The organism is Undibacterium sp. TJN19 (assembly GCF_049339485.1).
Classification (GTDB): Bacteria; Pseudomonadota; Gammaproteobacteria; order Burkholderiales; family Burkholderiaceae_D; genus Undibacterium.
In genome coordinates, this window is the sequence record NZ_JBMPPL010000001.1 from 152,096 (window position 1) to 164,510 (window position 12,415).

Below are 12,415 nucleotides of genomic sequence, written 5' to 3' on the forward strand. Positions count from 1 at the left end.
GTGTCAAAAATTATGCGACAGCGTCAGCCTGACCGAACGCGGCTCCACCGGGTGAAAATGGATATCATTGACACCATCCATGCTTTCACGCGACAGGCGTGACTGGTAATAATAGTCAATGTCGCTGGCCTGCTTGTTGAACAGGTTGAACACATCCACCGTCAGTTTGGTCCTGGCATTGATCCTGTAACCCATGCGCGCATAGGCCAGTGTGGTTGATGAAGAGCGCACGCTATTGTCTTCGATCAGTGGACGAGGGCCAAAATAGCGCAATTCAAAACCGCCATACCAGCGCCCCATGTCAGTCACCGTGACACCAAATGAGGCCACCTTGTCGATGGAGCCGGGGATGTAATTGCCGACGATATCATTCTGGGTATAACGCGCACGCGATGCTGCCAGATCAAGGTCAAACAAGAGCCAGGGTGCGGCGATGTAATGGTTATTCCATTCTATGCCGGTGCGGCGGCTGGCACGGCTGGGTTCGGTTTCACCGGCATCGCCGACAAACACCAGTTCAGATGCAATATCGAGCCGCCACAAGGCCAGCGAGCTTTGCAGGCCGGGGATGATTTCTGTGCGCATGCCCAGTTCTGCGCCCCTGGTTTTTACCAGCGGGGTGACGGGCGTGGAAGCACCGCCATCTGGCAAACGTGTCTGCGTCGTGCCGCGCGCATCATTGCTATGAAAGCCGCTGCCATAGTTGACGAAATACTCGGTCTTGTTCCAGGGGCCAAAGATCAGCGACAGCTTGGGTGAGACGATATGGTCGCTGACCTTGCCACTGTCACCCGCTATGCTGCTGTTGACATCGAAACGATAGGCATCGTAACGCAGCCCCGCGATGCTGCGAAATTTGGGTAACCACTGTATGGAATTTTCTGCATAAAAACCGGCGCTGGCTTCCTTGACGCTGTCTTCACGTATCGTCGATAGGCGTTGCTGGGCGATGGTGTTATAGATGCCAACGGGCGACAGTTTGTCATACCGCAATTGCACGCCTATCTTGTTATGCATTTCAAGATCAGCGACAGTCAGCGGCCAGGTCTGGCTGATGTTCATGCCCAGCATCTGGCGTTTTTCACTTTGATTGAACTGATCACCCGTGTCAGGGTTGGTGAGAAAATAAGTGAAGTTGCTGAACAGGTCAAGACTGGATTGCACGGCATAGGCATCCATTTCAAAGACACCATCCTGGCTACGTTTCTTCATCGCATACGACAGGCTGTAACGTGAACTTTGCCCACCATCGGTAGGATCAATCGCGCCAAACCTGTTCAACTGCCCTGATTGAACTGCCCGCAAGGGTATCTGGTCTGTGGAATTCCAGCTATTCTTGTATGCCATGGCCGTCAGGCTGTAGCCATCATCATGGCTACCCTGGCTATAGCGCAGGACGGCGCTGTATTTGCGCACATTCTCAGGATTTACCCAGGGGCCATCATTGCGATTCACCTCCAGCCCATACAGCAGGTTGCCATTCGCCATCGCCACAGAATTTGCCACTACGGCGCGCTGATAACCATATGGCCCCAGCGACAGGCTGGCAATGCCAGCCGCCAGTTTGTCGGTCAAACGCAGGTGCGCTGCACCGGCAGACGCAAAATCACCTTCATCGGCAAAATAAGTGCCTTTCTTGTAATCAATGCGCTGCACCAGTTCAGGCATCAGAAAATTCAGGTCAGAATAGCCTTGTCCATGCGCATGTGAGCGCATATTGACGGGCATGCCATCAACGAAGGTCGCAAAATCGGTACCATGGTCCAGATTAAAGCCGCGCAGGAAATACTGGTTGGCCTTGCCGTCCCCGCTATGCTGGGTGACGATCATGCCGGGCACAAATTCCAGTAGCTCACCGGTGCGCAAGGCAGGCCGGTTGCTCACCAGGTTAGAGGTGACCGACCCCTGGCTGGCTGCATTGCTGGTACCGACGGCATTATCGTAATTACCCAAAACCTGCACCGTGGCGATTTTTTCTGATTTTTCTGGCCCATCAGTTTGCTCTGCCTGCTGAGCTTGTGCCGTCTGAACCATATGCGTTAGCAGCAAACCAATACAGGCAAGCAGCGCATGGTTCATTATGGTTTTTTGCATTATTGCTCCGTTAGCATCTTTCTTGATTTGACATAGCCGCAAAAAAACAGATCGGCATTTATGTATTTATTACGCAAGAAATAGGAAATCAGATTCAGACTTTTTGAATATATTTACACGCTGTCTACGAGTGATCCAGTGGGGGCTTGCCCCACTTTTCACTTATGGAAGCTTTGATTGGAGAATGTCAGGGATAATCTCAGACTGGAAGCTGTCTGCGTTCTTAATGACGGGTATAAGCTGTCGAGACAACGGATAGGTGTCACTGCAGGTTTGGTGGCCAGTTGTGTGCTTCTTTCTGGCAACGCAGGCACCAGGCATAGAGTGCGTCATACATGACCATGCCATGTCTGAGCATGTCATGATCATCGCTGAAGTTTTGCGACAGCCCCAGCGACAGGGCAAACAGGCCTGCCGACTGCGGCGTTAAATCAAGTCTGGCAGTATCGGCACCACGTACAATGACGGCAAGTTGTTGCAACGCCGGATCAGTAAGCTGATATTTGTCAAGAAAGGCATCAAAACTGCACAGTTCGCCCACATGCGTCAATTCCACACCGGGAATATCATAGGCAATTGCGCCAGTCTTCGCTGCCGTGCCGATGACGTCACTGGCGCTTACATATAGAAATTCAGGCGTCTTATCAATGAAACGCGCGATCAGCCAGGGACAGGCGATGCGATCAATCTTCGGACGTTCCCTGGTAATCCATTGCATGTCAACTCTCCTTGGCCTGTAAAGGCAAGCCCGCTTCGCGCCAGGCTTCTATGCCCCCTTCCAAAAAGCAGGCATCAAAGCCACGTGCACGCAGTGACAGGGCAGTCGATCTGCCGATATCGAGCCCATGCACGCAATAAATCAATACTGGCTGCGCTTGATTGAGGTCCTTACTCCAGTCACCTACCTGGGATGGGTCGCGCCATTGAGCACCTGGCAGCATATCTTTGCCTTCGGCAAAAAATTGCGCTCGCCTCACATCAATGATCTGTGTCTCAGGCTTCACCTGCTCGCTTGCGGCAACATTCACTGCCCACATAGCCGCATCCGCAGCAACTGCCGCCCCATAACGACGATAGATACGATCCCAGTGCAAATTCTGCATGAAGGTCTCTACATAGGCAGCTGCTTTGGCACCAAAGTCCATGTGATAAGCATGCTCATACATATCAAGTGCCAGTATGGGCGTCGCCCCGGCCAGTAATTGCGTGTGGTCGCCAGCCCAGTGATTGATCAAACGGCCTTCGCGTGCCGACCAGGACAGCAGCGCCCAGCCAGAACCGCCACCCATGGCTTTGGCCAAGGCGGTAAATTCAGTTTGCCATTGGGTGACTGAACCAAAATCACGCTCCAGCGCGCTCGATAATCCACATGACGGTAGTACCCCATCACCACCCAATGCATCGAAATACAGTTCATGCAACCAGGCGGAATTGGCAGCAATGAGTTCTTCACGCTTTAAGCCATTAACCGTAAAGACCGGTGTGCAGCCCCAGTCCAGACTGTGCAATTGCTGGCGCAGGGCATTGAGTCGTTTTACCGCACCAGTGTAATTATTTTCGTGATGGCTAAGGATGAGCTTACTGCTCAGCCCCTTGAGCTGAGCCAGATCGAGCGCAAGCGGGCGTAAAGTCATTTCCATATTGCCACCTTTAAGTATGAGAAAGAAGCGGGTAAATCAACAGACCCAGCAAGGCTGCCACCGCGACAATAACGGGTTCCTGCAATTTCTTGAATTTCCATAACAGTCCTATGGTGACCAGGGCAATCACGGCAGTCGGTATATCGATGATGGAGCGTTTGGCAATCACGATGACAGAACCAGCAATCGCACCGATGGCTGCGGCCGTAATGCCATCGACGAAGGCCAGTACACCAGGAAGCCTGCCGTATTTTTTGAAATAAGGTGCGGGGATCACGGTGAACAGGTAGCAAGGTAAAAATGTCGCCAGTGCGGCCACGCTTGCACCCGGCAAACCCGCTACCAGATAACCGATGAAGCCAACGGTAATGACAACCGGGCCAGGGGTAATCATGGCAACAGCCACGGCATCGACAAATTGTTTGTCTGTCAGCCAGTGATGTTCGGTGACCACACCGCCATACAAGAACGGCACAATCGCCAGGCCAGAGCCAAATACAAATGCGCCCGCCTTGGCAAAGAACACGCCTATCTGGGTCAGCAGCGGCAAATCCACAGTGTCAAACAGGCCAGCCATCACTGGCAGGGATACCCCGACAGAGTTCAAGGTGTTATGGTTCAAGAATTTCGGTGGTGCGCGCAAAAACCAGACCAGCATGCCGGCAGCAATAAACAACCAGGCAATTTCTGATTCTGTAATGACAGTGACGGCAGCCAGCAGCAGGAAGATGGCCCATAGCAGTTTGTCCTTGCCCACGCTTTTTTGCGTCAATTTCTTCGTACTCATGACGATGATGCCGATGACAGCAGCGCCCACGCCATAGAACACGGATTGCATCCACGACAGTCCACCAAAATGGACATAGGCCCAGCCCAGTGCCACAACCATGAAGAAAGATGGCAACACAAAGGCAATGCCCACCAAAGTGGCACCGAGGATGCGGTAATGCACATACCCCAGGTAGATAGCCAGTTGCGCTGCCAGCGGGCCGGGGGCGAGTTGCGCCAGTGCCAGCCCTTCCTTGTAATCCGCTTCACTGATCCACACACGTTCGCCAACAAGATCGCGGTGCATGTAGCCCACCAATGCCACCGGCCCGCCAAAGCCCAGCGCCCCCAGGCGCAGGAAATACAGGATGAGTTGCCAGCGCGTATAGCTCTTTGTTTGGCTTTCAGTCACGGTACTCTCCTGTCAAGATGTGGTTTTCTGGAAAGAAGCAAGCAAACCGTCAAACACGGCACTGGCGGCCAGCAAGAGTTGATCGTCATCCGCAATGGCGGCGCGCATACCGGCCAGCACACTTTCTATGCCTACTGATTCAGGTGGTTGTACGCCGCCTACGTCTAGGTAATGTACCAATGCACCCAACTGCTTCAGTGCTGGTGTTTCCAGCGCAAAGCTTTCCATCAGCACTTCAAAACTGACACGGTTGCCAACATGGCTGAAACTGGCACCATCGAAGTCGAACCCTAGCGCATCTGCCGGGCAATCGTCGGGGCTGGCCAGCCATAAAATCGTGGCAGCGGGATCAATAAATCGACGTATCAGCCAGGCGCAGGCCAACCTGTCTACCCAGGGGCGGCAACGGGTCGCCCAAGTACGCCCCTGATATGCAGCAACGGAAAGTTGCCTGATTTGCGCGTGCACCGCATGCGGCTCATCCGGTGCCAGTACGCGGGCAATCTTCAGTTCCAGTTCCTGCAGGGCAGCATCAGCCTGACGCTGGGCTTCACCTGGGAAGAAATCAATCTCCGCTATACCTGCGAATGTCTTGCGCAGCTTGCGGGCTTGCTTGATGCCCTCGGCCAAATTGTCGATGGACAAAGTCTGGGTGGCCTGGGCAACTTCTGTCAGCAAGTTTGCATAATCTTCGTTGCGATCAAACAAACTGACAAAATTGGCCTGATCCGGCTCTTCCACCCGCAAGAGCAGGGAGGTACCACCTGCAGACAGGACATCGGCGGCAATGGACTCCATGCTGGTGCGGCATGAGCCACTTTCTGGCATGAGGTAGACACCATCGCGCAAGACCACGGCACCAGAGGCTTTCAAAGCCCGCCACGCACGCATCCTGACGGTAGCGTTCTCTGTGGGCAGGCTGATAATCAGTAATATCCATTTCATAAAGTAGATTATTCTACATATTAGTAAATTACGCTACATATTTTTCTTAGTTCCCTTCGACGTAATAGTAAATATACTGCTGGCACAACAAACATCGACAGCAACGGCGCGGTAATCATGCCACCCACCATGGGTGCAGCGATACGCTTCATGACTTCCGATCCGGTTCCAGTACCGAACATGATGGGAATCAGACCTGCAATGATGACCGCAACTGTCATCGCCTTTGGTCGCACCCGCAGTACCGCCCCTTCTCGAATGGCATCAAGTAAATCTAGCTCGTTGACTGCTCCATTGGTGATACGCTCTTCCCACGCCTGCTTCAGGTACAAAAGCATGATCACGCCAAATTCAGCCGAAACACCAGCCAATGCGATAAAACCGACACCGCTTGCCACCGAAAGATTGTGTCTCAGCCCCCATAGCAGCCAGATCCCACCAGCCAGAGCAAATGGTAAAGTCGCCATGATCAGTGCTGCTTCATCGACACGTCTGAATGTCAGGTACAGCAATACAAAGATGATCAGCAAAGTTGCTGGCACGACGATTTTCAATTTGGCGGCAGCGCGTTCCAGATATTCAAACTGGCCAGACCAGACGATTGAATACCCTGCCGGCAGCTTGACTTCTCTGGCAACGACTTCCTGCATTTCATGAACCGCCGAGCTGAGATCCCGATCACGGATATCGACATAGACCCAGCCTGACAAGCGCGCATTCTCGCTCTTTAGCATGGGGGGCCCGTCATTAATGTGAATTTCTGCCACGTCACCCAAGCGGATTTGCGCTCCGCGCCCGGTCAGCACAGGTAGCTGGCGCAGTTTTTCGACTGAGTCGCGCAGCTCTCGCGGATAACGCACATTGATAGGGAAACGTTGCAAACCCTCGACGGTTTCGCCAATGTTGTCACCACCAATCGCTGCGGAGACGATGCTCTGCACATCCGCAATATTCAGACCGTATCGTGACGCAGTATCGCGGTTGATGTCGACATCGATATAGCGTCCGCCGTTGAGTCTTTCTGCCAGAGCAGAAGACACGCCCGGAAGGTTTTTGATGACGCGCTCAATATCGCCAGTAATCCGGTCTATTTCTTTCAGGCTGGCACCCGCCACTTTTACGCCCACTGGGCTCTTTATACCGGTTGCCAGCATGTCGATGCGATTCCGGATCGGTGGCACCCAGATATTGGATAATCCAGGGACTTTGACTATGCGATCCAGTTCATCGATCAGTTTATCGGTCGTCATGCCAGAGCGCCATTGATCTTGCGGCTTGAATTGTATGGTCGTCTCAAACATTTCCAGCGGCGCAGGGTCTGTCGCACTTTCGGCACGACCAGCCTTGCCGAATACTGTTTTGACTTCCGGCACGGTCTTGATCAATCGATCTGTCTGCTGAAGCAATTCTGAAGCCTTGCCCGCAGAGATGCCCGGAAGTGCAGACGGCATATACAGCAAATCACCTTCGTCAAGTGGTGGCATGAACTCACCGCCCAGGTGAGCCAGTGGCCAGACTGTCAAGAGGGCCAGCATTGCGGCAAACACCAGAGTAATTTTGGGAAAGCGCAACACCACATCCAGCAAGGGCCGGTAACAGGCAATCAGGAAGCGATTCAGCGGGTTTTTTTGTTCATCTGGAATCTTGCCACGGATCAGGTAACCCATTAATACCGGTATCAAGCTCACTGCCAAGCATGCTGCCGCTGCCATGGCATAGGTTTTGGTAAAAGCCAGCGGCGAGAATAAACGCCCCTCCTGTTCCTCAAGGGTAAAAATCGGAATAAAGGATAAGACAATGATGAGCAATGAAAAAAACAATGCAGGACCTACTTCAGCCGCAGCATTGGCGATCACCCGCCAATGCATTTCACCCTGAAGTTTTTCATCAGGATGTGCATGGTTCCAAGCTTCGATATGTCTGTGAGCATTCTCTATCATCACAACTGCGGCATCAACCATCGCGCCGACGGCAATGGCGATTCCACTCAGAGACATGATATTGGCATTCACACCCTGGTAATACATGACGATGAAAGCAATCAGGATACCTACTGGCAAAGTGACGATGGCCACTACGGCTGAGCGTAAATGAAACAGAAAAATGGCGCACACGATGGCTACTACAATGAATTCTTCTATCAATTTCTCTTGCAGGTTCCTGATAGCGCGATTGATAAGACTGGAGCGGTCATAAGTGGTGACAACTTCCACGCCAGCAGGCAGGCTGGCTTTGAGCTTTTCCAGTTTGGTTTTGATCGCATCAATCACTTCCAATGCGTTCTTGCCAGACCGCATGACGATCACGCCACCAGCGACTTCGCCTTCACCGTTCAAGTCAGCGATGCCGCGCCGCATTTCTGGCCCGATCTGAATGCGGGCCACATCACCCAAGCGCACGGACACGCCGGCATCTGTCACCATCAAAGGTATTTTACGAAAATCATCCAGTGACTTCAGGTAACCCGATGCACGTACCATATATTCGGCTTCGCCCAGTTCCAGTACCGAGCCACCGTTTTCCTGATTGGCCTTCTGCACAGCTTCAATGATTTTTCCATGTGCAATGTTGTAGGCGCGCATCTTGTCTGGATCGAGCTGAATCTGGTACTGGCGCACCATGCCGCCTATGCTCGCAACCTCTGACACATTCGGAACTGACTTCAATTCATATTTCAAAAACCAGTCTTGTATGGCCCTCAATTGCGATAAATCCGTCTTGCCACTGCGATCCACCAAGGCATATTCATATACCCAGCCGACACCAGTCGCATCCGGGCCAAGCGACGCTTTGGCTTGAGGAGGTAAGCGTGACTGCACCTGGTTCAGGTATTCCAGTACGCGCGAACGCGCCCAGTACATATCAGTACCATCTTCAAACAATACATAGACAAAGGAATCACCAAAAAAAGAATAGCCGCGCACAGTCTTGGCACCAGGCACCGACAGCATCGTGGTAGTCAAGGGATAGGTGATTTGGTTCTCGACGATCTGGGGTGCCTGGCCGGGGTAGTTAGTACGGATAATGACTTGTATATCCGACAGATCAGGAATCGCGTCCAGCGGCGTGCGCGCCAAAGACCAGATACCCCAGGCCGTGATCATCAGCGTAGCAAGCAAAACCAGCAAGCGGTTGGCGATGGACCAACGTATCAATTTAGCGATCATTTCCTTACCCCCACCACAGGTGAAATGGTGACAATCTGGTACACGCCTTCTTTAAAGGGGCGTATATCAAAAATAACCATATCGCCAACTTCCACGTTGCGTGGCAAGCCGCTGGCCGGCAACTGGAAGCCCGTGGTCATTGCCCCCAACTGCAAGGATGGGATGGGGTCGTGCGATAAGGTGATTTGATTTTTATCTATTTTCTCGATTTTTCCAGTACCTTGATGCGTTACGCCAGATACTTTATCAGTCACAGTTTTCTGGGTATCGCCCATGCGGTTCCCTGTCGCTTTAAGACTGGCTTCGGAATCGATCAGGAACTGACCTGAAACCACGACCCTTTGTCCAGCTTGCAAACCCTTACGAATTTCAGTGAGTCCGTTCGCTTCGTTCCCGGTCTCTACTTCCACCGGCACAAATCTTCCCTCATTCCGGGCAAGCATGACCACGCTGCGGGTTCCGGTGGTGATGACCGCTTCGCTAGGCACTTGCAAAATATCGTTTTGTGTTTGTGAACCAAAATGCAGATTGGCGAACATGCCTGGCACCAATCGGCCTTCAGGATTGTTCAATTCGATGCGAACTTTCAGGGTGTGGGTAGTCTGGTCGATCTGAGGAAGTATGGCGCTGACCTTGCCATGAAAAACCGTGCCAGGCAGCGCAGGTATGCTTGCCTGGACAGCATTACCCTGACGTACTTGAGCAGACAGGTTTTCAGGGATATCGGCAATCACCCATATCGTCGCGATGCCATTAATACGCAATAATGGCGCACCTGCCATGACTGTCATGCCATCACGTATAGCCAGTTCCGAGACGACACCACTGAACGGTGCAGTTAATGTGATGCGTGGATACAGCTTACCGCTGGCCACCACCTTGCCAATCTGTTCATCGCTCATGCCGACAAGACGCATGCGCTGTCTGGCGGCCTCCTGCAAGCCTTGCATGCCAGCGGCCTCCATCCGTCGTGCCGTCAGATATTCCTCCTGCGCGGCGACCCAGTCTGGTACATACAGCTCGGCCAGGGCTTGCCCCTTCCTGACTACATCCAGAGGCGCACGCACGTAAAGTTTTTCCACAAAGCCATTGCTACGCGCCTGTACCATAGCAACATCACGTTCGTTATAGGCTACAGTACCGACTGCTGATATGTCCGCTGTCAGTTTGCCATTGGCGACCTCGGCAAAACGTATACCCAGATTCTGTTGCACGCCTGGACTGATTCTGACGCTGTCTTCTCCGGCTGCATCTGCAATATCGGCATAGACCGGCACCAGTTGCATGTCCATGAAAGGTGATTTTCCCGGTTTATCAAATTTTTGTGCAGGAACCATGGGGTCATGCCAGTACAGTACCTTCCTGTCACTTGTTACCGAAGTGGATGTCGAAGCGCCTGTAACCAGCCTGCCGACTTCTTTCATCCCCTGATGAAGCCCCAGGTGATAAAACCCATATCCACTTCCAGTCAACGCGCCAACGGCGGCCAGGGCAACGATGATTTTTTTATTGTTCATGGCATATCCCTGATCGTGGATTTGGCTGAATTCATGCCATCTACATCAGCAGGAAACAGAAAATTGAGCTGCGCCCAAAGACGGGCAGTATCCGCCTGCAATTGCAACGCTTGTAGTCGCACATCAATCTCATTACGACGCGCAAGCAATACATCAGCCAGATTGGACTTTCCACCACGATAGGCACTCAGCGTGGCTTGAGTACGTTCTTTAGCCAGTGGTATCAATTCACGTTCATAGCGAGTATTGCGCTCCAGGTCATTTTTCCATTTGTCTATTATCGTTGTGGTTTCAGCAACATGGGCGCGCAAGCTTTCGTCGCGCTCGGCGCGGGCCTGTTCGACTATTGCCAGCTTGGACGATAATTCCCGGTCTTGGCGATTCTTTTGGTCCCACTGGAAAGGAACGGATATGCCAATCGATACCATATTGGAATAAGCCGGGCCACGCTGCTGAAAGGCAAGTTCGACCGTCCAGTCTGGTTTCTTATTGGCTTCGGCAAGTTTTGCGTCCGTTTCAGCGATTTCCGTTTGCCTGTTCAATACTGTAATCTGGGGATGATGGGCCAGGGACTTGGCCAGCGCTGATAAATCCAGACGGATATTGTCAAGACTAGGTTCACCTGCCAATGGGAGTTCGGCAACACCGGTCCAGCGGCTTAACATCGTCCTGGCGTAACGGACTTTGCGCTGGATTTCGCTGACACAGTCTTCTGCCATACCAAGAGCACTACGCGCCGCAAAGATATCCGCCTGACTGCCACGACCAGCGCGGTAACTGCTTTCTGCTGCCTCGATTTCCAATCTGGCTTGACTTACCTGTTCTGCGACCAAAGCAGCCATGCGTTCTGCATAGTAGCTGTCAAGCCAGGCAATGGCAGTGTCACGCTGAATCGCCGCAATGGCACTGGCCTTCTCTGCCAGAAATTTATCCGCGGCATGGGCATACCGGTCGGCGCGTAACTGGCGTTTGTCGCTACCGGTCAGCTCTTGCATGACACCGATGCGACGCATGGTCATGAAATCACTGGTGAAGCTGCCGCGATCGGGGCTAGTGACTGGCAGATTGTCAACACCAAGCTTTAAAACGGGATCAGCTAACTGACCGGCAGCGACTGCCATATCGCGTGATGCCCTGACCGCAAGGTCTTGGGCATGCAACTGACTTGAACGCGCCACAGCCAGTTGTTGTGCCTGCCCCAAAGTGAGTGGAATATCTGTAGCCAATACGGCAGGCGAGGATAAGGCGAGCAAATTCGCAAGGAGGATCACGCCGACAAGACGCGACCACAAGCCATGCCGGGCAGGCATGGACAGGAAATGGAAAAATAACATGACAACTCCAGACAGCAACACATAAGGAAATGACAAAGCACACGCTGGTCAGCGTGACAATGAAAAAGTGACTATCGGGGAGCTTAAATGCGGAAACAGCAGTGGCGTATAGCGATGGGCGGCGCTGTCGTATGACTTAATAATTTGGAAGCGGGTTTTGCATGTATTTTGGCGGCAACCAGATCGACATTTTGTATCACCAGCACGACACCAATGGGCATAAAGGCCTGTACATCGGGTAATGAAGGTTTATCCAGAGACTGCTTGCTCCACTCATTCTGCGCATGCGCATGACAAAGTCCAGGCTGATCGACATCCATACCTTCGCAATTAGACATGGTTGCGTTGTCAACAAACATGGCGACTTGAGTCTGTGCATTTCCCTGATTATCACCCTTTGTCATACCCGGGCAGGTATAAGCAGCCAGGGCAAACTGCATGAACAGCATGCTAAAGAGCACGATGAAGGCAGCTAACAGGCGAGATCGTTGGGATAATTTCATGAACAAGCTGGTGATTTTTCTAAAAGCATCATAGT

Annotated in this window: 9 protein-coding genes; all 9 read right to left on the minus strand. The window is 52.5% G+C overall.

The annotated features are described in order from the left end of the window. Positions 1-3 precede the first annotated feature (3 nt). Complete coding sequence (locus tag ACO0LH_RS00655) at positions 4-2,094, minus strand: TonB-dependent receptor (protein WP_422939104.1); 2,091 nt, start codon at positions 2,092-2,094, stop codon at positions 4-6. A 262-nt stretch (positions 2,095-2,356) separates the two neighbouring features. Then, positions 2,357-2,812 carry a chromate resistance protein ChrB domain-containing protein gene (locus ACO0LH_RS00660; protein ID WP_422939105.1) on the minus strand — a complete coding sequence of 152 codons (456 nt, stop codon included), beginning with the start codon at positions 2,810-2,812 and terminating at the stop codon, positions 2,357-2,359. A 1-nt stretch (position 2,813) separates the two neighbouring features. After that, positions 2,814-3,734: a Fe-Mn family superoxide dismutase gene (locus tag ACO0LH_RS00665; RefSeq protein WP_422939106.1), complete on the minus strand. Its 921-nt coding sequence runs from the start codon at positions 3,732-3,734 to the stop codon at positions 2,814-2,816. Between the two features lie 10 nt (positions 3,735-3,744). After that, complete coding sequence (locus ACO0LH_RS00670) at positions 3,745-4,914, minus strand: chromate transporter (protein ID WP_422939107.1); 1,170 nt, start codon at positions 4,912-4,914, stop codon at positions 3,745-3,747. 12 nt (positions 4,915-4,926) lie between these two features. Beyond that, positions 4,927-5,859, minus strand: coding sequence for a chromate resistance protein ChrB domain-containing protein (locus ACO0LH_RS00675; protein ID WP_422939108.1), 933 nt, complete (start codon positions 5,857-5,859; stop codon positions 4,927-4,929). 20 nt (positions 5,860-5,879) lie between these two features. Beyond that, entirely contained in the window at positions 5,880-9,026 is a 3,147-nt protein-coding gene (locus ACO0LH_RS00680; protein ID WP_422939109.1) for an efflux RND transporter permease subunit, read from the minus strand. Beyond that, positions 9,023-10,543: an efflux RND transporter periplasmic adaptor subunit gene (locus ACO0LH_RS00685; protein ID WP_422939110.1), complete on the minus strand. Its 1,521-nt coding sequence runs from the start codon at positions 10,541-10,543 to the stop codon at positions 9,023-9,025. Before ACO0LH_RS00685 ends, ACO0LH_RS00680 begins: the two co-directional genes overlap by 4 nt. After that, entirely contained in the window at positions 10,540-11,877 is a 1,338-nt protein-coding gene (locus tag ACO0LH_RS00690; RefSeq protein ID WP_422939111.1) for a TolC family protein, read from the minus strand. Before ACO0LH_RS00690 ends, ACO0LH_RS00685 begins: the two co-directional genes overlap by 4 nt. 83 nt (positions 11,878-11,960) lie before the next feature. Continuing rightward, positions 11,961-12,380: a hypothetical protein gene (locus tag ACO0LH_RS00695; RefSeq protein ID WP_422939112.1), complete on the minus strand. Its 420-nt coding sequence runs from the start codon at positions 12,378-12,380 to the stop codon at positions 11,961-11,963. Positions 12,381-12,415 lie beyond the last annotated feature (35 nt).

Bases quoted from the DNA above. Each gene is read 5' to 3' on its own strand.
- ACO0LH_RS00655 (WP_422939104.1), bottom strand. From the start codon at position 2,094: ATGCAAAAAACCATAATGAACCATGCGCTGCTTGCCTGTATTGGTTTG.
- ACO0LH_RS00660 (WP_422939105.1), bottom strand. From the start codon at position 2,812: ATGCAATGGATTACCAGGGAACGTCCGAAGATTGATCGCATCGCCTGT.
- ACO0LH_RS00665 (WP_422939106.1), bottom strand. From the start codon at position 3,734: ATGGAAATGACTTTACGCCCGCTTGCGCTCGATCTGGCTCAGCTCAAG.
- ACO0LH_RS00675 (WP_422939108.1), bottom strand. From the start codon at position 5,859: ATGAAATGGATATTACTGATTATCAGCCTGCCCACAGAGAACGCTACC.
- ACO0LH_RS00680 (WP_422939109.1), bottom strand. From the start codon at position 9,026: ATGATCGCTAAATTGATACGTTGGTCCATCGCCAACCGCTTGCTGGTT.
- ACO0LH_RS00685 (WP_422939110.1), bottom strand. From the start codon at position 10,543: ATGAACAATAAAAAAATCATCGTTGCCCTGGCCGCCGTTGGCGCGTTG.
- ACO0LH_RS00690 (WP_422939111.1), bottom strand. From the start codon at position 11,877: ATGTTATTTTTCCATTTCCTGTCCATGCCTGCCCGGCATGGCTTGTGG.
- ACO0LH_RS00695 (WP_422939112.1), bottom strand. From the start codon at position 12,380: ATGAAATTATCCCAACGATCTCGCCTGTTAGCTGCCTTCATCGTGCTC.